This window comes from Mesorhizobium sp. M0833, from assembly GCF_040319905.1.
In the GTDB taxonomy this organism is placed as follows: Bacteria; Pseudomonadota; Alphaproteobacteria; order Rhizobiales; family Rhizobiaceae; genus Mesorhizobium.
The window spans coordinates 37,157-56,267 of sequence record NZ_JAMYOQ010000036.1 but is presented as its reverse complement, the minus strand read 5'-3'; the positions used below and the strand labels follow the sequence as shown (position 1 = coordinate 56,267).

Sequence of the window (19,111 nt, the reverse complement as noted above, 5' to 3'; positions counted from 1 at the left end):
GGGCGGAGCTCACAAAGACGAGCGAAATCCCTGCGATCCCGCCCCATCCAAACATCCCCGGTTACTGCGCAACAGGCCCCTTGTGGGAGAAGGTGTCGCCGAAGGCGACGGATGAGGGGTGCGCCAGCTTGGCATCGCCTCATTTCTTCCAACACCCCTCAACCGTCTCGGCGCTTACGCGCCGATCCACCTTCTCCCACACGGGGGAGAAGGTGTCGCGCTCCTATCGCCGAGTCTGAAAATGCGCCGCTGCCGCGCATGGCCGGCGCCCGGACGTGCACATCCGTCTTGACGCAAGCCCGAACTGAGCCGCACAATCGCCCGCAGCAGGCGAAGGGAGGCCAGTCGCCTGCGGGAGGATATACCCATGACGGAAGCGATCAGGCTCTACTGGGGCCGGTTCGGACATGTTTCTGTCCTGAACGTCGCCAGCGACTTCGTCACCCATGCCCATGTCGAGGCGCATATCATCATCTGGCTGGAAGGCACCGCCGGCGAGATGACCATCGGCCGCGAGACGGTGCGGCTTGGACCGGGCACCGCCGCCGGCATCAATTCCTTCCAACCGCACAGCCACGCTCTGTCCCGCGACGGCACGCCCGGCCTGTTCCTCGCCTTTTACATCGATCCGGACTGGGCACGGAAACGCCGCGAGCTGCCTTCCGCCGCGCCGCTGTTCTCCGCCCCGGCAATCACGCTCGAGCCTTGGCTGCACAAGGCAGCGGCTAACCTCCTCGACCATCTCAGCGACAATGAGAGCATCGACGACATCGCCAATTACGAGATCGAGCGCTTCATCGACAGCGTGCTCGATGCCGCCGACGCGTCCGCACCGCAGACCGTGCGTGCCCGCGTCAACACCATGCAGGACTTCCGCGTCCGCAAGGCGATCCAGCTGATGAAAGCCAATGTCTGCGAGCGCATCTGCTTCGACGACGTGGCGCGCAGCGTCGGCCTGTCGCGGCCGCATTTCTTCGCGCTGTTCAAGGAACAGACCAATCTGACGCCCAACGTCTATTGGAACACGCTGCGCATGGAGGAAGCGGTGCGGCAATTGCAATGGTCGCAGGAGCCGCTGATCTCGGTCGCCTGCAATCTCGGCTTCACTACCCAGGGCAATTTCTCGCGCTTCTTCCGCGACCATGTCGGCGTCCCGCCGACGCTTTACCGCGAGGCGGCGCGGGCGATCAGCTGAGCGCCCGTTTTTCAGACTATTTGATAGGCGTTCAAGACGCATTGATAAGCGCCGCCAAGTCCGCCGCCCTACCCTCCCACGCAGCTGATTTGCGAGGGAACGATCAAATGGCGAAAGTCACCATCTCCAGCGTCATCGACGCGCCGGTCGAAAAGGTCTGGGCGCGCATACGCGACTTCAACGGCCTGCCGACCTGGCACCCGCGCATGGTCGAAAGTCATATCGAGGATGGCAAGGATGCCGGCACGATCGGCTGCATACGCAATTTCCAGCTCGCCAGCGGCGCCCGCCTCCGCGAAAAGCTGCTCGATTTCTCCGACGAGAATTTCCTCGTCAGCTACTCCATCCTGGAGACGCCGCAGCCGCTCACCAACCACAAGGCGACGCTGCAGTTGCGACGGGTGACCGACGGCGACCGTACCTATGCCGAATGGACCGCCAGCTTCGACGCGCCCCCAGAGGAAGCCGACAAGCTGGCCGAAGGCATGGGCGCAAACGTCTTCCAGGGCGGCTTCAACGCTCTGAAAGCCCATTTTGCCGGCCAAGGTTGAACTGGACTGTGCTGACAAACAGGAGCGTTCCATGACGCTTGCACTGCAGACTTTCCCGACAGTGAAGGACGCCGGCGCGGCGCTGAAAGCCGCTGGCGCCCGCTATCTCGGTGGCGGCACGCTGGTCGTTCGCGCCGCCAATGAAGGCGATGTGTCGATCTCCGGTTTCGTTAGGTCGACCGAACCGGCGCTGTCGGTCATCCGCATTTCCGGCGGCGAGGTGCGCATTGGCGCTTCGGTGACCATGGCGGCGATCGCCCGCCATCCGAATCTCGCCCCCCTGGCCCACGCCGCGCGCGTCGTCGGCGGACCGGCGATCCGCAACATGGCGACGGTCGGCGGCAATCTCTTCGCGCCGACACCTTACGGTGATTTCACCGTTGCGCTGCTGGCTCTGGACGCAACCGTCAGCACCGGTGACGGCGAGCTGCCGATTGAGACATTCCTGGCAAAGCGCGAGAGCAATGACGCCATCGTCACGGCGGTCGGCTTCACGCTGCCGAAGGAAGGCGGGTTTCGCTTCCTGAAAGTGTCGAGGGTCAAGCCAAAGGGCGTCTCGGTGCTGAGCATCGCCACCGTGCTGGAACAGGCGCCGGACGGCACCGTGTCGTCAGCGCGGATCGCGTTCGGCTGCATGGCCGACCGGCCGATCCGTGCCAGGGCGGCGGAGAAAGCCTTGATTGGCCGCAAACTCACCGCAGACGGCATTGCACCGGCGCTGGCTGTTGCGCGCGACGGCATCTCGCCGCCCACCGATCCGATCGCCAGTGCCTGGTATCGCAACGAAGTCCTGCCGGTCCATCTCGGCCGGCTGCTGCTCGCCTGAAAGACAGGGGCGCGTATGTCCGCCTGGCTGCGGCGCAAGGAGTAAAAAAGATGGCAAAGGTCCCGGTTCAGTTCACGCTCAATGGCGCCGAAAAGGCCGAGTTCATCGACAGCGGCACGACGCTGCTTCATGCGCTGCGCGACAAGATCGGCGACACCTCGCCGAAGGGCGGCTGCCATCAGGGCACCTGCGGTGCGTGCTCGGTCATCATCGATGGCGAACTCCGGCTCTCCTGCCTGACGCTGGCCGAGGCCTGCAATGGTGCGACTATCACCACAACGTCAGGGCTTTCGGAAGGCGGCGTGCTGCATCCGCTGCAACGCGCTTTGCTCGACGCTTTCGCCACGCAATGCGGTTTCTGCACACCGGGCATGATCATGGCAGCCAAGGTGCTGCTCGATCACACGCCGAACCCCAGTCGCGAGGATGTGGTCGAGGCGCTGTCGGGCAATATCTGCCGCTGTACCGGCTACGAGCCGATCATCCAGGCGGTACTGACCGCAGCGCGGTCCAATTCGCAGAACGCGGCTTGAGGGGAGTTAAGACAATGGAACTCCGCAAGAGCTATTTCGCCGACCAGCGCAAGGACGATCTGCACGAGATCGGCCAGCCGCGGCCGCGTTCGGATTCACCCGGCCATGTCACCGGCAAGACCACCTATTTCGCCGACCGCAATTTTCCCGGCATGCTGCATTTGAAGATGGTGCGCAGCCCGCACCACCACGCCCGCATCCGCAGCATCGACATATCCGAAGCGGAAAAGCACCCAGGCGTCGTCAAGGTGCTGACCGCCAAGGATGTGCCACACAATGTCTACACCATCCTGATCCTGATCCAGATCGGGCCGGAGGACGAGACGGTGCTGGCCGACGGCAAGGTGCGCTGGAAGGGCGAGGCGGTGGTGGCGGTGCTGGCCGAGACCGAGCGTGCCGCCCAGGAAGCCGCCGCCAAGGTCAAGGTCGATTACGAGGTGCTGCCGGCCGTCTTCGACATGGACGAAGCGCTGAAGCCCGGCGCGCCGATCGTCAACGAATATCACGGCCGGAATTATTACCTCTACGACAGCGGCGAATGCCGCAAGGTGCGCTTCGGCGATGTCGAGGCAGGCTTTGCCGGAGCCGACCACGTGCTCGAACAGACCTACCAGTCTTCGCCGATCGAGCATGCGCCGACCGAGACGACAGGCTGCATCGTCGCACCCGAGGGTAACGACCGTTTCACCTGCTACACCAACACGCAGGCGATGTTCTTCACCCTCGACAACACCTCGATCATCCTGCAGATGCCCGGCAACAAGCTGCATTTCGTCGGCGGCACCGTCGGCGGCGGCTTCGGCGGCAAGGTCGACGTCATCGTCGAGCCGATCGCCATCCTTGGCGCCAAAATAACAGGACGACCGGTCTGTTTTATCTACAGCCGCGAGGAAGAGATGCAGATTTCCTCGCCGCGCGCCGCCGAGAAGGTCGTCATCAAGGACGGCGTCATGAACGACGGCCGCATCGTCGCGCGCAAAGTGACCGGCTACACCGATGCCGGCGCCTATTCGCGCCATTCGCCCTACGGCGCGCAGAAGGGCGCAGGCCACTATCCCGGCCCATATACGATCCCGAACGTCTGGATCGACACTTATTGCGTCTACACCAACCGCACCCCGTCCTCGGCGATGCGCGGTTTCGGCGTCACCATCGGCGATTTCGCGCTGGAGGTGCAAATGGACAAGCTCGCACGGCTGATCGGTATGGACCCGCTCGAATTCCGCTTCATCAACGCCTACCGCGACGGCGACATGAAGGCGCATCGCCAGCCGACCGAGGGAGCGGCGCTGATCGAATGCATGCAGGAAGCCTCACGCGCCGCCAACTGGCCGGTGGCAGAGAAGTTCATGGCAATGTCGTCTTACGCGAAGGGAGCTTGAGATGGCGATCAGGCGCGGACGCGGCGTTGCCGCGATCAACTATCCGACCGGCATGAATCTCGGCGGCGACCCGACCCAGGCGCTGGTGCATTCGACGCCGACCGGCAATTTCATGGTGACGCTGTCGAGTGTCGATCTTGGCCAGGGCATGAAGCAGATCATGGCGCAGATCTGCGCCGAGACGATCGGCGTGCCGACCGACCGTGTCGTCGTAGACACCGCCGACACCGACACCGGTCCGCACTGCATGGGCACCTTCGCCTCGCGTGGCACGCACCGCGCCGGCAATGCGGTTATCCAGGCGGCCAGGGAAGCCCGCCAGGTGATGCTCGAAGTAGCGGCCGAGGAGCTGGAGGTGAATGCGTCCGACCTCGAAACCGATGGCCAGGGCAACATCCTGGTCAAGGGCGCGCCGCAGAAATCGATCTCGATCTTCGATGTCGCGCTGTCGGCGCATTTCAAGCGCGGCCGCTCGATTTCCGGCCGCGGCATGTTTTTGATCCCCCGCTCCTATCCCGAAAAGGAAACCGGCGCGATGAAGCCGTCGACCTGCTACGCCCACGCCTGCACGGTTGCCGAGGTCGAGGTCGATGACGAGACCGGCGAAGTCACCGTGCTGACGGTGAAGAACGTCTTTGAGATCGGCCGCGCGCTGAACCCGAAAATGGTCGAGCAGCAGCTCGTCGGCGGTTCGTGGATGGGCATCAGCCATGCTCTCTACGAAACGACCGAGCCCTATTATCCCAACCGCGACCATGGCGGCACCGACTTCAACCAATATCTGATGCCGGGTCCTGGCGATCTCGCGCAAACCGAGACCATCGTGCTGGAGAGGCCCTCGGCCGACGGGCCGTACGGCGCCAAGGGGCCGGGCGAAATGTGCGCCAACCCGCAAATCCCGGCGGTGGCCAACGCCGTCTTCGACGCCGTCGGTGTGCGCATCGACACGCTGCCGATCACGCCGGAGCGCATCCTGCGGGCGCTGAAGGCGCAAGCATCGAACTGAGTGCTGGAAATGCCCAAGAGAAGCGCCCGGACTTCAAGCGCAGAGACAGTCGCGACCTCGCCGGAGGCGGTGGCGTCCCGCCTCGCCGCCTCGCGCTATCTCGCCGATGAAAGCCTGGCCACCGCCATCTTCCTGGCGATCAGGCTGGGCAAGCCGCTGCTGCTCGAAGGCGCGCCCGGCGTCGGCAAGACGGAGGCGGCCAAAGCGATTGCCGAGGTGCTCGGGCGCGACTTGGTGCGGCTGCAATGCTACGAGGGTATCGACGCAGCACATGCGCTCTACGAATGGAATTACCAGCGCCAGCTGCTCGCCATCCGCCATGCCGGCGAGCACGAGGTCGACATCTACGACGACCGTTTCCTGATCGCGCGGCCGCTGCTGCAGGTGCTGAAGGCGCCGGAAAAGCGCGTGCTGCTGGTCGACGAAATCGACCGTTCCGACCATGAATTCGAAGCGCTGCTGCTGGAGTTCCTGTCCGATTTCCAGATCAGCATTCCCGAGCGCGGCACCATTCGCACGACGGCGCAGCCGATCGTCATCCTGACCTCGAACCGCACCCGTGAACTGGCCGAAGCGCTGCGGCGGCGCTGCGTCTATCACTGGATCACCTATCCCGACGCCATTCGCGAGGCCGAGATCATCATGCTGCGCGCCGGCGACGTCGCCGAGGCCACGGCGCGCGCCGTGGCTTCCGCCGTGCGCGACATCCGCGCGCGTCCGCTGGCCAAGCCGCCAGGCATCGCCGAGGCGGTCGAATGGGCCAATGCCGCCACCATCCTCGAAAAGGGCGGCAGCCCCTGGCCGGAAGCCTTCCGCCGCGCCATCGGCGTGCTGATCAAAGATGAGGAGGACCTTTCCTGCATCGCGCCCGAGCTCGGCAAGATTGTCGAGGAGGCGCTAGCGTGACGAGCAACCGAAGCGCGCTAGCGCGATACCCCAGGGCTAGTGCGCGACGCTGGCGGGACAGCGCCCCCCTCTGTCCTGCCGGACATCTCCCCCTCAAGGGGGGAGATTGGCAGCTTGGGCGCTCCGCTCAATTCTGCAACGTTGAAGATTGGCGAAAGCCGGCGAGATGTCTGATCTCCTCCCTTGAGGGGGAGATGTCCGGCAGGACAGAGGGGGGCGCGAAGGAATGATGCGTGCGGAAAGCTTGCCCCGTGCAACCACGCCGTTCCTCGGCTTCGCCCGGTTGCTTCGCAGCCACGCCTTCGCCGTCGCACCCGAACAAATCACCAGCTTCATGCAGGCGGTTACGTTGCTCGGCCCACGCTCGATGGCCGACATCCGCGAAGCGGCCCTCGCCACGCTGGCGCCGCCGCCCGACCGCCGCGACGAATTCGAGGCGCATTTCCGGAGCCATTTCTATGGGGATGCCGCGGCGCTGGTCGAAGGCGACGCCGACGAGGAAGCCCGCATCAAGGACGACGGCAAAACCAGCAAACAAGAAATCGAAGTGGTCCGCCAGGAGGAAGGCGGCGAACTGTCTTCGGCCAGCGAACAGTTGAGCGTGCGCGAGTTCCAGCGCGATCGCGACGGGCTTGCCGCCTTCCGCCGCAAGCTCGCCACCGCTTTGCCCGCCCGCCGGTCCTTCCGCACCGTACGCACGCATGCGCGCGGCAAGCTCGACCTGCGCCGCTCGCTGCGCGAAATCGTCAGTGCCGACGGCGATATCCCCTCGCCGCTGCTGCGCCGGCGGCAGACAGTGCCGCGCAAGCTTCTCATCCTGATCGACGTTTCGGGCTCGATGAAGCACTACACATCGGACTATCTCAAGCTGGCACACGCGGCGGTGCAAGGCGCCGACCGGGCGGAAGTCTTCACTTTCGGCACACGGCTGACCCGCATCACCTCGGCGCTGCGCATTCGCGACTGCGACCAGGCGCTGGCCCGCGCCGCTGCCCAGGTCGACGACTGGGACGGCGGCACCCGCATGGGTCCAACGCTGCTAGCCTTCCTCTCGGTGCCGCGCTTCTCCGCCTTTGCACGCGGGGCGGCAATCGTCATCCTGTCGGATGCGCTCGAGCGCGGCGATCATGCCGAGCTGGAAATGGCGATGCGCCGGCTGAGTGCCCGCGCCTTCCGACTCTCCCTGGCGACGCCGTTGGCCGGCGATCCGCGTTTCCAGCCGGCAACGGCAGCACTTCGCGCCATCCTGCCGATGCTCGACGACCTGGTCGACGGCTCGTCCATCGCGGGCCTCACCGATTTCATCCTGTCGCTCGCCCGCCCCGCCCCCGTGGCCGCGGCAATCTGGAAGAGGGTTTCGTGATGCAGAAGGCGATCGACGCGCATTTCCACATCTGGCGCCAAAAGGACCAGCCGTGGCTGGTCGGGCCGATGGTCCCGCGCATCTTTGGGCCCTACGAGCCGATCCGCCGCGACTATCCGATCGAGGAATTTCTCGCCGACCAACAAGGCTCGGGCGTCGAGAAGGCGGTCTATGTCCAGACCAACTGGGCCAAGGAGGATTTCGAGAACGAGGTCGCCTTCCTGCAGAAGACCGCGGAAGAAACCGGCTGGCCGCACGCCATCGTCGGCTATGCCGACATGACCGTGGACGACGTGCGTTCCCAGATCGAGCGGCTGATCAGATACCCTCTGCTGCGCGGCGTGCGCATGCAGCTGCACTGGCACGAAACGCCGGCCTTCCGCTTCGCCGCCTCGGCCGATCAGGTCATCGACCCGAAGGTGCGGGCCAATGTCGCGCGCCTCAAGGATTACGGCCTGTCCTTCGACCTGCAGCTTTTCCCCGCCCAGATGAAGGATGGGCTGACGCTCGTCGGCGAGAACCCCGAGACCAATTTCATTCTCACCCACGCCGGCATGCTGACCGGCATGGAGCCCGAAACCACCGAGGCCTGGAAGGCAGGGCTGCGCACGCTGTCAGCGGCGCCCAACCTCTATGCAAAGCTGTCCGGCCTCGGCACCTTCGTCCACCGTAACGATCCGGGGCTGATCAGCTATGTCGTCGACAACGCGATCGGCATCCTCGGCAGCGATCATCTGATGTTCGGCTCGAACTTCCCGATCGAGAAACTGTGGACCAGCCACGCCGAACTGATCAGGGCGCACCGGCAGGCCGTGGCAAAACACGGCGCGACCGCCGAGGCGGATGTCTTTTGGAACACGGCGGAGAAGATATATCGGCCGGTGTAGCGCCGCCGTAGAGCATCGAGGCGAGCCCCACCGAAGTCAGCAGGAAGCCCGGCCAGTCGAGCGGCTTGGCTCCGGCTTGGCGGTCGCCGGGAATAAAGCGGGCGACCAGCGCCAAACCTGCAACCCCAAGCGGGATGTTGATGAAGAAATTCCAGTGCCAGGAGAGATAAGTGGTGATGAAGCCGCCAAGCACCGGCCCGACCACCGGCGCAAACAGCGCCGGCCAGGTGATCAGCGCCGTGGCGTTGAGAAGCTCGGATTTCGGTGCATTGCGCAGCACCAGGATGCGGCCGACCGGCGTCATCAGCGCGCTGCCCAGGCCCTGCACCGCGCGGGCGGCAACGAACTCGGCCAGGTTCTGCGAGATGCCGCAGGCGAGTGAGGCCAGCGTGAACAGGGCGATCGCCACGAGGAAGATGTTGCGCGCGCCAAAGCGGTCGGCGAGCCAGCCAGACAATGGCACGAACACCGCCATGGTCAGCATATAGACGGTGATGCCGATGCTCATCGCCACCGCGGGCACGCCGAAGGATTCTCCCATCTGCGGCAGCGAGGTCGAGATGATGGTCGAATCCAGAAGCTGCATGAAGAAGGCGACGGCGACGATCAGCGCCACCCGCCGGGCTTGCCGCGCCGCCGGCGCGGTTTCGGGCAAGGCTTTGTTTTCGGGAATGGCGGTCATACACAGACTGTCCGAAGGGGAATTTTCACCCGCTCCATCAGCAACCGCGTAATTGTCCGGCAAACCGATGACGCACCGGTTTCAACAGCGTCTGGCCGGTGCCGTCCAGACCAGGTCCAACAAACTTTCGTGTGGCATCGCAGCCGGCCATTGCGATGACCTAGCCCTGGCGCCGAACCGGCTTTTTTCGATCCGCGATGACGCTTTGTGCCTGCTGGGGCGTCTTTATGCGGCTTCGATCTTCTCCAGGAACAGGCTGAGCTGGTCCGGGTCCATGTGCACGACGTGTCTGTCTTCGGGATACGCCAGGCTGTTCACATCGGCGACATACTCGGAGAAGGCAGCGATGCGTTCGGCCTGCAGGCGATCGTATTCGGCGGCGAAATTGCGATAGACCTTGGAATGGCGCGGCATGTGGCCACGGTTCTGGCCGAGGATGTCGTCGGCGAACAGGTATTGCGCATCGCAGCCGGTGCCCGCCCCCATCGACAACATGATCAGCGACGTCCGCTCCGAAATCGCCTTGGCCACCTCGACCGGCACCACCTCGATCTCGGCGCCGATCGCGCCGGCGGCCTCCAGTTGCTTCACCGCCTCGAACACCTGCATGGCGGTATCGGCGGTCTTGCCGACGGCCTTGAAGCCGCCGGTCCAGGTGGCGCGTGACGGGATGAGACCGACATGGCCGATTACCGGAATGGCATCGTCGGCCATCCGCTTGATGGTGGCGTAGCCGGCGCTGCAGTAGACCGCATCGGCGCTGGCCTTGTAGAGCCGGAACGCCCACCGGACGAAATCATCTGCGGTGCCGATCTCGAAGAAATTCTCGCCCGGCATGGTGAACAGGCTGGGTGCCGCATCGCGGTATTGCGGATTGAGCACCAGCTCCGGCGGTACCGAGACGATATCGACGCCGGCGCGTTCGGCGGCCTCGGCCTCGTCCATCGTCAGCACGCGCAGCATCGTCAGCTGCCGCTTGCCCTTCATGGCACGCAGGTCGGCGACGGTCGGTCTTTTCCGGCTCATGGATTTTGGTCCCCTTTGCTACGTGACAGAAGGCCGGTCAGGCGATCTGGATCATCACCTTGCCAGCTTCCACCTTGACGGGATAGGTCTGCAGATTGACACAGACGGGAGCCCCTTTGGCCTGGCCGGTTTTGTAATTGAAGCGGCCATTGTGCTTTGGGCATTCGATGATGTCGTCCATGACAAGCCCGTCGGCCAGATGCGCCTTCTCATGCGTACAAAACCCGTCGGTGGCGAAGAATTCATCGTCCGGCGAACGGTAGATAGCGAAGGTGCGGCCGCCATGGTCGAAGCGGATGACGTCTTCCTCGTCGACATCGTCCACGGCGCACGCTTCGACCCAATCGGCCATCTCTGCTTCTCCCGAAATTTCTGCGTTGCGCTGCTGCGGTGCCTATTCAGCCGCCGCCGACATGTTCACTTCGTGGAACTCGCCACGATAGGGCCTGGCCGTTGGCGGCAGTTCGCGCTTGAGGAAATAATCCTCGTATTTGAGCTGCCTGAGCAGGACCGGCCAGACCTCGCGATAGGCATGCCATATCGACGGGTTCGGCTCCGGCAGATCGTGCTTGATCAGTTCGTGCAGCCTGGGCAGCGCGTGGTAAGGCACCATCGGAAACATGTGATGCTCGACGTGGTAGTTCATGTTCCAGTAGATGAACCGGCTGATCGGATTCATGTATACGGTCCTGGTGTTGAGCCGGTGATCGACGACGTTGTCGGCCAGACCGATGTGCTGCAGCAGGCCGGTCATCACCATGTGCCAGGTGCCGTAGAGGCGCGGCACGCCGATGAGCACCACCGGTATCCACGACCGCATGAAAACGGCGAGCGCGATCGTGGCGATGTAGATGGCAATATGCCAGCGCGCCGCGATGACGGCCTTGTGCTGTTCCATCTCGGGAACGTAGCTTTTCTCGTCGGGCGTCAGCTTGCCGAACGCCTGGCGTACCAGCGCCGGAAGCGAATAGCGAAAATCGAGAATGCCGGTGAAAGCCAGCGCCGCACGCAAAAGGTCCGGCGGGCGCATCACGGCGATCTCGGCGTCGCGCCCGACGATGATGGTGTCGGTGTGGTGGCGGGCATGGCTCCAGCGCCAGGTCACCGGGTTGCGCATCAGCATGAAGCTGGCGATCTGGTAGACGACATCGTTCATCCAGCGCGTGCGGAAGGCAGTGCCGTGGCCGCATTCGTGCCAGCGCGAGTCGCTGGACGAGCCGTAGAGCACGCCGTAGACGAAGAAGAACGGCACGCACCACCAGGTACCCCAGAAATAGATGGCGCCGGCGGCCGAGCCGAGGATGGCAACGATCCAGATGATCGTGTCGCGGATCGCCGGGCCGTCCGAGCGCTGCATCAACTCCTTGATCGCCTTGCGGGGGACATCCGTGTGGTACCACTCCGCCGAGGCCAGTCCTGTCTCGATCGCCCTGCGCGTGCTTTCGCCGACCAGGCTGTAATCGCGCTTTACCGTGCCAGCCATTGTGACCTCCAATTCCCGATCGGCCGCAAGCCCTCCCCGCTCCGGCCGGAGCCAGCCTCCCACCTGGTGTCCCGTATCCTGTTCGCCATTATCACGACCTGCCTCCAAGAACAGGAAAACGGCCCGACGGCTGCGGATAATCCTGCTGCGGCTGTCTGGCAATCGCCGCGATCCGGCTTTCGGCGGCGGCGATCTCACCGGCACCGTCGAGAACCCGGAACACCGCATCGTAGGTGCGGCTCTCGCCGTGCTCCAGCCAGATCATCTCGCCGCGTTCGCGCGCCGCCAGATTCCCAAGCACATGATGTGTCGACGGCTCGATGCCAAGCGCGTACTGTCCGGCCTGGAAATTCTGCCATTGATAGGCGCAGGGCAACTGGTCCTTGCGCGTGACCACCTCGAAACCGAGGCCGAGCCTGTCGTTGACCACCGCCACCGGGACTTGGCCGGTGCTGTCGGCGCCGAGTTCGTGCTGCCAGACCTGTTCCTTGAATCCCGGTTGCGGCGCCGGCACCGTGCGGTAGCCGACCTGCTGCGCTTCATAGCGCTCGCCGGCATGGCCTGCCCAGACGACGTCGCGGATCGGCGCCAGGTAGCGCGATCCCTCGTCGAGCACCGGATAACTGACATTGATGTGATAGAAATACATATGAGGGGTCCGGTTGAAGCCGTGATTGACGACACGGTCCGAAAGCCGGATCTCGTTGCCGCCGACATCGGCCTCGATGCGCCGCAGCAGGTGCAGATCCTCGCCAAATACAGTCGATTGCTGGACGATAGCTTCGGCCCACAACACGCAGTGGTCGCCGTCCCAGGTCTCGCCGTAGCCGGTCAGCCGCGCTGGGATGGTGCTGACGCGGCCATGCAGCGAGTGGCGCACCGTCTTCTTGGGCGGGTAGTTGTAGGTGTCGGCCGGTACCTCGTTCATGAACAATATATGGTCGAGGCCGCAGGTCAGCAGAAGGCCGGAAAACGACCGCGCCCAGGCCAGCCCCTCCTCGCCTTCGTATTCGTGCAGGCCGGGATGGCGAAAGCCGCTCGGCGAATGCCAGCCGATCGCCTGGCCCCTGAAGTCGCAATCGGCGATATCGAGCGCCCGGTCGACCAGCGCAGTGAAACGCAGGCCGGAGCCGGTGCGGAATTCGAGCATACGGATGCCGCGCTCGACCCCATCGCCAAGCGTCATCAGCCGCACGCCGGCGAATTGCGACAGCATGCCTGAGCGTTCCGAGACCTGCCGGCGCGACAGCGTCTTGCCGTAAAGCTCTACCATGTAACGGCCAGTTCCTTCACTTGCTCCCGTCCTTCACTTCGCTCTCGTCTCCTTGAGGAGGGCCGACATGTCGGCGCCGGTGATGATGCTTTCCACGGTCAGCAGGTCGGTGTCCGCGACCGTCTGCTCGGCGACGATCTCGCCACGGCGCATAACGATGATGCGGTCAGCGACCTGGAAGACGTGATGGATGTTGTGGGTGATCAAAAGCACCGAGTGACCGGCATCGCGCACCTCCTTGACGAAGCGCAGCACGCCGTGTGTTTCCTCGACGCCGAGATTGTTGGTCGGCTCGTCGAGGATGATGACCTTGGCGGCGAACTGCATGGCGCGCGAGATGGCGATCGACTGACGCTCGCCGCCCGACAGCGTTGAGACCAGCGCATCGGCGTCGAGTTTCTTCGAGATGCCGACGCGCTTCAAAAGTGCCGAGGCGGCATCGCGCAATTGAGCGAGATCGAGCGGCGCGAACACGCCAAGCCATTTGAGATTGACCGGCTCGCGGCCGAGGAAAAGATTGCGCGCGATGCTGAGATCGGGAGCCAGCGAGGTGTCCTGGTGGATGGTCTCGATGCCGAGGTCCATCGCGTCGCGCGTCGAGCGGATGGAGACCTTCTGGCCGCGCACATAGATGTCGCCGCGATCGACGGGAAAGACCCCGGAGATCGCCTTGATTAATGTCGATTTGCCGGCGCCGTTGTCGCCGAGCAAGGCCACCACTTCGCCCTCGTTGAGCGTGAAGGAGGCGCTCTTCAGGGCGCGGACGCTGCCGAAGGATTTTTGCAGGTTCTGCAGCCGAAGTACTTCCATGATCAGCTCCTGGCGGCGTTCTTCTGCAGCAAAGCGTGCAGGATGAGCATGGCAAGGATGATGACGCCGACGAAGATGTTGTAGGCGAGCCCTGGAACGCCAATCAGCACGATGCCGTTGCGGATGCTGCGCAGCATCAGCGCGCCGACGATGGTGCCGAAAATGGTGCCGCGCCCACCGGTCAGCGCCGTGCCGCCGACGACCACCATGGCGATCACTTCCAGCTCATAGCCGGTGCCGGCCACCGGCGATGCCGCCGAGATGCGGAAGGCGCTGATCATGCCGGCGAGACCGGCCAGCACCGAGGTCAGGATGAACAGCCAGATCTTGACCGCATCGGCCGGCACACCACGCGCCACGGCAGCGTTACGGTTCGAGCCGATAGCGCTGATCCAGTTGCCGAGCTTGGCGTAGCGCAGCACATAGACCGCCAGCAGCGACAGGCCGATGAACCACCACAGCGAGGTATAGAAACGGAACGTTCCGATACTAAAGCTGCCGGCCAGCAGCGTCACGAAGAAGCCTGGCTGGTCCCAGGACTTCAGCGGAAAGCCCTGGGTGATGTAGAGGGCCGCGCCTCGCACCACGAGCAGCATCGACAGCGTCACAAGGAAGGACGAAATGCCGATCTTGGTGACGATCAGTCCGTTGATCGCACCGATCGCTATGCAGAGCACCAGTCCGGCCAGCAGCGCCACGCCAATATCGACCCCGCCGTTCTGCACCAGCAGCATGACCACGACCGGCGCCAGCCCGAATACGGCACCGACCGAAAGGTCGAACTCGCCGGCCGTCAAAAGCAGCGTCATGCCGAGCGCGATGATGCCGAGCTCGGGCAGGAACGCCATCATGTTGGAGATGTTGAGCGGCGACAGGAAATTGGCGTCGGCGATCGCGAACACCGCCAGCAGGACAATCAGGATGACGAGCGAAGAGAACTGCGGCGAGCGCATCAGGCTCGACCTGCGTCTGGCACGCGGCATTTCCTCTTCTGCAGTAATTGTCATGACAGCTCGAACCATACGCTAGGTGACGCCCGCCGCCTGCGCGGCGAGCGTCAGTTCCAATCACTTATTGTAGAGTTTCAGGATCGGTTCGACGCTCGAGGCGTCGTAGAGGCTGAAGGTGTGGATGTCGTAGCCGATCGGTTCGCCAGCGGCGGCCAGCCCGAGCAGCGCCACCGGCATGAAGCCTTGCGCCGAGGGAAACTGCCAGGCCGCCGCGTTGATGAACCCAGACTTGACTGACTCGGCCGTTTCCTTCGAATTGCCCCAGCCGACGACCGGGATCTTGCCGGCCGGCACGCCGGCGCCGTCGAACACCCGCTTGACGCTGGCCGCCACGGAATCGCCGAGCGCGATGATCGCCGGCGGGTTGTTGGCCACCATGTAGTCAGTCATCTTGGCGATGATGCCGGCCGGATCGGTGCCGCAATCGACCACGTCATATTTGATGCCGAGCGGATCGAAGACGCTGGCAATGCCTTCGGTCTCGAGCTGCTGGTAGCTGGCGCCCGGCACTTCGACCGGCAGGAACACCTTGTCGCCTTGCTTCACCATCTTGTGGTCGACCAGATACTTCGCCCAGATGACACCGGCTTCCTTCAGGTCGGCGCCGACGTAGGCCTGCCGGCCGGTCGCCGGATCGTCGGTGTTGAAGAACACGATCGGGATACCGGCAGCCTTCGCCGCCTTGACCTCCTCGGTCCACAGGCCGGGCTGCGCCGAGGTGGTGGCGATGCCGTCCGGCTTGGCGGCCAGTGCCGAGTTGAAGGCTTCCTTCTGCGCCGCCATGTCGCCGCCGCTGAACGAGATCTTGCAGGTCACCTTGAGCTGGTCGCACGCCTTGGTGGCACCGGCATTCCAGTCGATCCAGAAGGCGTCCGACGGGCCGCCATGCGACAACAGGTAGAACGTCTTCTGGGCATCCTGTGCCAGCGCCGGCGTACCCAGCGCCACGCCGGCGAGCACGATCGCCGCAGCCGCGATTTTCAACGCGAGTTTCAACATTTCTCTTCCTCCCTTGTTTCGTAGCCGAACCGCTCCGTCACAGTCCGTTGGCGCGGAATTTCCCGTCGAGGAATTTCTTGGCGCGCGGCACGTCGTCTTCCGAAAGATGCTCGATGATGACCGGAATGTTCGGATGCTTTTCGGCCAGCCGCTTGAGATAGAGGTCGTAATTCAGCGAACCGAGGCCAGGCGCCGGCAGCTCGATCTCGCCGACGCCGCGGAAAGTGTGGCTCTCCAGCGCGTCCTCGTCGCCGATGTCGGCGTGCTTCTCCGACTTGTCGCCGCCAGAACGCTTGACGTCCTTGGCGTGGGCGATTTTGATCTTGTCGGTCAGCGTGTCGAACACCTGGTTCAGGATCTGGTCCATCCTGTCGATATTGTGCGTTTCGAAATAGTTGGTCGGGTCCATCAACAGGCCGAGGCCTGGGTGGTCGACCTGCGCGAACATTCTCACCGTCTCCTCGACCGAACCGACGACATTGTTGACATAGGTTTCGAGCAGGAACACCGCGCCGTGGTCGTAGGCGGTCTGGGCAAGGTCGGCGATGATCTTGCGACATTCTTCAAAACCTTCCTCGGTCTTGTTCTTCGGGTGATGCACCCAGTCGGACTCGGTGTTGTAGGTACCGGTTTCCGAGATCACGTAAGGGGTGCCGAAATGGCGTGCGTTGCGGATGATCTCCTTCAGATAGCCGACGCGCCGCTCGCGCTCGCCCAGGTCCGGATGGATGATGTTGGTGTAACCCGATACGCAGCAGATCGGCAGATTGTGGTCGCGAAACATATCGCGGACGGTCTTGGCCTTGTCCCTGGTGATCTGTCCGGCCGACAGGTCGATGTCCCTAAAATGCAGGTCGAGCTGCACGGTGTTGAAATCGAGCGCACGGATCTTCTGCGCTGTTTCCTTGAGGCCATACGGAAAATAACCCGTGAAAATACCTGCCTGCATCATGGTGTGAAGTCCTCCCTGTAAGTGATTCAGTCAGTTGATATTTCGGAAAGTTTGACCGTCCGGCCCTTGTCGATGGAGCGGTAGCCAGCTTCGACCAGCGCCATGGTCTTGACGTTGTCGGCGACGGATAGCGCCGGCGGCTCGCCAGTCTTGACCGCGTGCTGGAGCTGCTCCATGACGCCGATAAAAGCATGCGGGAACCACATCGTGTCCCAGCTGGGTGTCACCCATTCACCACCGGTGGTCTCGGTCGAGGCATAGGTCAGCGTCGAGGCAGCGCCAGTCGGCCAGCCGATGGTGCCCTTGGCGACGCCCTTGGTGCCGTCGACGCGCCAGTTGATGTGCTGGTCGTCCTTGTAGCCCTCCTGGCGCGGCCCGGACCAGACATCCTCCAGCGATACGGCAAGCACACCGGACGGGAACTTGATCGTCGACACTGTGATGCCGTCCGAATGGTCGAAGCGGGTGCGCGGGTCCTTGCGGGTCAGGGTGGTGATCTCTAGGGGATCGCCGAACAGGAAGCGTAGTACGTCGAGATGGTGGACGCTCATGTTGGCGAGCGTCAATCGGTCATAGTCCTCGAGGAAGCTCTGCCAGTGCGGGATCGCATGCATGTCGATCTGGGCGAAGACGATGTCGCCGAGCGCGCCGCTGTCGATGACCTGCTTCAAGACGCGCATCGACTGGTCGTAGCGCATGTTCTGGTTGACCGAGAGGATCTTGCCTGCCTTGGCCGCCTCGTCGCGCAGTTTGACGGCCTCTTCAAGGGACAGCGCCAATGGCTTCTGCGCCAGTATCGCCTTGATATGTGCCTGCTTCAGCGCATGGCGGATCAGCGCCGGCTGCTGGTCGGGCGGAAAGGCAAGGTCGATGATCTCGACGTTTTTGTCCTCGATGAGCTGTTCCGGCGTGTCGTGGACGGCCGGGATATTCCAGCGTTTGGCGACCTTCTCGGCGCTGGCCTTAGTCCGCGAGGCAATCGCCACCACGGGGAAACCGGCTTCCTTGTAGGCGGCAAGGTGACATTCGGCCATGATCATGCCGGCGCCGACGCAGCCGATCCTGTATTCCCTGGTGCGGACTTTAACGTCCGGCTCGAAGCCGTTGCCGACCGTTTCTTGGCTTGCCATATGTTCCTCCCGAAGCTCGTTTCTTGCAGCCGCCGTCACCTTGCCAGCGCTCCCCCGCTTTGCCCGAAATAATGCACCCTGCCCGGCTCGCAGGATATCGCCACCATCGCGTCCGGCCTGATGTCCGGCTGGCCGCGCAACAGCGCCCGCAGACGCGCCTGCCCGGCGGCGAGCGTCACTAGGGTGTAGCCGCCGAGCGGCTCGACCTCGAACACTCGCGCCGGGCGGCCCGCGCCCCCCTCCGACCAGGCCTTGACCTTGATGTCTTCCGGCCTGAGTCCGATTTCGACGGCATCGGCCGGCGCCGTCTTGTCCGCGATGCGGATCGTGCCTTCCGCCGCCTCGACGCCTTCAGCGCCGTGCACGGACTTCAATATATTCATCATCGGCGAGCCAAGCAGCCGCGCCACATAGGTGCTGGCCGGCCGGTCATAAATCTCGGCCGGCGCGCCGATCTGCCTGATCTTGCCGTTGTCCAGAATGGCCATTCGGTCGGCGACCGACATCGCTTCTTCCTGGTCGTGCGTGACATAGATCAGCGTCTTGCCGAGCTCGCGCTGGATGCGCTTCAGCTCGACCCGCGTCTCCTCGCGCAGCCGGGCGTCGAGCGCCGAGATCGGATCATCCATCAGATAGGCGGCGGGATCACGCACCAGCGCGCGGGCGATCGCGACACGCTGCCGCTCACCTCCGGAAAGCTGTGCTGGCGGCTTGTGCAGGACATGGCCGATATGCAGCTTGGCCGCGACGTCGGCGAGGCGCTTTTCGATCTCGGCTTCGGCGACCCGGCGTTCGACCAGCGGAAAGCGGATGTTGTCGCGCGCGCTCATATGCGGAAACAGCGCCAGGTTCTGGAAGACCATCGCGACGTTGCGTTCGGCCGGCGACACTGCGTTGACCGGCTTTCCGTCGATCAGGATCTCGCCGGCGTCCGGCGTCTCGAGCCCAAGCACCAGGCGCAGCACCGTCGACTTGCCAGATAGAGGCGGGCCGAAGAAGCAGAAGAACTCATTGTCGTTGACAGTGAACGAGGCGTCATCGACGGCGAGCGTGTTGCCGTAGCGTTTGGTCACATTGCGGAAGACGATATCGGCCAT

General features: G+C 63.7%; 19 protein-coding genes and 1 pseudogene. 9 read left to right on the top strand and 11 right to left on the bottom strand.

All coding sequences use genetic code 11. The annotated features are described in order from the left end of the window. Positions 1 to 367: 367 nt before the first annotated feature. From NKH98_RS28165 to NKH98_RS28125, 9 genes are all read left to right on the top strand, one after another. Entirely contained in the window at positions 368 to 1,195 is an 828-nt protein-coding gene (locus NKH98_RS28165) for a helix-turn-helix domain-containing protein (protein ID WP_352683617.1), read from the top strand. A 107-nt stretch (positions 1,196 to 1,302) separates the two neighbouring features. Next, entirely contained in the window at positions 1,303 to 1,746 is a 444-nt protein-coding gene (locus tag NKH98_RS28160) for an SRPBCC family protein (protein WP_352475461.1), read from the top strand. 31 nt (positions 1,747 to 1,777) lie between these two features. After that, positions 1,778 to 2,572 (top strand): FAD binding domain-containing protein, encoded by a 795-nt coding sequence (locus NKH98_RS28155; RefSeq protein ID WP_352903423.1) that lies wholly within the window; start codon positions 1,778 to 1,780, stop codon positions 2,570 to 2,572. A 50-nt stretch (positions 2,573 to 2,622) separates the two neighbouring features. Further along, positions 2,623 to 3,105, top strand: coding sequence for a (2Fe-2S)-binding protein (locus NKH98_RS28150; RefSeq protein WP_352903421.1), 483 nt, complete (start codon positions 2,623 to 2,625; stop codon positions 3,103 to 3,105). A gap of 14 nt (positions 3,106 to 3,119) precedes the next feature. Continuing rightward, on the top strand, positions 3,120 to 4,487 hold the full coding sequence (locus NKH98_RS28145; RefSeq protein WP_352754517.1) for a xanthine dehydrogenase family protein molybdopterin-binding subunit: 1,368 nt from the start codon (positions 3,120 to 3,122) through the stop codon (positions 4,485 to 4,487). 1 nt (position 4,488) lies between these two features. Then, entirely contained in the window at positions 4,489 to 5,493 is a 1,005-nt protein-coding gene (locus NKH98_RS28140) for a xanthine dehydrogenase family protein molybdopterin-binding subunit (protein WP_352903419.1), read from the top strand. A gap of 9 nt (positions 5,494 to 5,502) precedes the next feature. Continuing rightward, positions 5,503 to 6,399: an AAA family ATPase gene (locus tag NKH98_RS28135; protein ID WP_352903417.1), complete on the top strand. Its 897-nt coding sequence runs from the start codon at positions 5,503 to 5,505 to the stop codon at positions 6,397 to 6,399. Between the two features lie 226 nt (positions 6,400 to 6,625). Next, positions 6,626 to 7,762: a vWA domain-containing protein gene (locus NKH98_RS28130; protein ID WP_352903415.1), complete on the top strand. Its 1,137-nt coding sequence runs from the start codon at positions 6,626 to 6,628 to the stop codon at positions 7,760 to 7,762. Beyond that, positions 7,762 to 8,649, top strand: coding sequence for an amidohydrolase family protein (locus NKH98_RS28125; protein ID WP_352903425.1), 888 nt, complete (start codon positions 7,762 to 7,764; stop codon positions 8,647 to 8,649). The genes NKH98_RS28130 and NKH98_RS28125 overlap by 1 nt, the downstream gene beginning before the upstream one ends. 4 nt (positions 8,650 to 8,653) lie before the next feature. Here NKH98_RS28125 and NKH98_RS28120 read toward each other — a convergent pair. The 11 genes and pseudogenes from NKH98_RS28120 to NKH98_RS28070 all read right to left on the bottom strand — a co-directional run. After that, positions 8,654 to 9,331 (bottom strand): annotated as a pseudogene (locus NKH98_RS28120) (MFS transporter); the annotation flags it as partial. A 225-nt stretch (positions 9,332 to 9,556) separates the two neighbouring features. Further along, positions 9,557 to 10,357: a 3-methyl-2-oxobutanoate hydroxymethyltransferase gene (locus NKH98_RS28115; protein WP_023675787.1), complete on the bottom strand. Its 801-nt coding sequence runs from the start codon at positions 10,355 to 10,357 to the stop codon at positions 9,557 to 9,559. 37 nt (positions 10,358 to 10,394) lie between these two features. Continuing rightward, complete coding sequence (locus tag NKH98_RS28110; RefSeq protein ID WP_287249971.1) at positions 10,395 to 10,709, bottom strand: MocE family 2Fe-2S type ferredoxin; 315 nt, start codon at positions 10,707 to 10,709, stop codon at positions 10,395 to 10,397. A gap of 42 nt (positions 10,710 to 10,751) precedes the next feature. Further along, on the bottom strand, positions 10,752 to 11,840 hold the full coding sequence (locus tag NKH98_RS28105) for a fatty acid desaturase family protein (RefSeq protein WP_352903413.1): 1,089 nt from the start codon (positions 11,838 to 11,840) through the stop codon (positions 10,752 to 10,754). A 91-nt stretch (positions 11,841 to 11,931) separates the two neighbouring features. Further along, positions 11,932 to 13,113, bottom strand: coding sequence for an aldose 1-epimerase family protein (locus NKH98_RS28100; RefSeq protein ID WP_352880211.1), 1,182 nt, complete (start codon positions 13,111 to 13,113; stop codon positions 11,932 to 11,934). Between the two features lie 33 nt (positions 13,114 to 13,146). Further along, positions 13,147 to 13,929, bottom strand: a complete 783-nt coding sequence (locus NKH98_RS28095; protein ID WP_254820537.1) for an ATP-binding cassette domain-containing protein — start codon at positions 13,927 to 13,929, stop codon at positions 13,147 to 13,149. Then, positions 13,926 to 14,930, bottom strand: a complete 1,005-nt coding sequence (locus tag NKH98_RS28090) for an ABC transporter permease (protein ID WP_352644892.1) — start codon at positions 14,928 to 14,930, stop codon at positions 13,926 to 13,928. Before NKH98_RS28090 ends, NKH98_RS28095 begins: the two co-directional genes overlap by 4 nt. Before the next feature lie 60 nt (positions 14,931 to 14,990). Continuing rightward, positions 14,991 to 15,932: a sugar ABC transporter substrate-binding protein gene (locus NKH98_RS28085; RefSeq protein ID WP_352903411.1), complete on the bottom strand. Its 942-nt coding sequence runs from the start codon at positions 15,930 to 15,932 to the stop codon at positions 14,991 to 14,993. A 37-nt stretch (positions 15,933 to 15,969) separates the two neighbouring features. After that, positions 15,970 to 16,884 carry a sugar phosphate isomerase/epimerase family protein gene (locus NKH98_RS28080; protein ID WP_352799394.1) on the bottom strand — a complete coding sequence of 305 codons (915 nt, stop codon included), beginning with the start codon at positions 16,882 to 16,884 and terminating at the stop codon, positions 15,970 to 15,972. 26 nt (positions 16,885 to 16,910) lie between these two features. After that, positions 16,911 to 18,014, bottom strand: coding sequence for a Gfo/Idh/MocA family protein (locus NKH98_RS28075; RefSeq protein WP_352903408.1), 1,104 nt, complete (start codon positions 18,012 to 18,014; stop codon positions 16,911 to 16,913). 35 nt (positions 18,015 to 18,049) lie between these two features. Continuing rightward, positions 18,050 to 19,111, bottom strand: coding sequence for an ABC transporter ATP-binding protein (locus NKH98_RS28070; protein ID WP_352903407.1), 1,062 nt, complete (start codon positions 19,109 to 19,111; stop codon positions 18,050 to 18,052).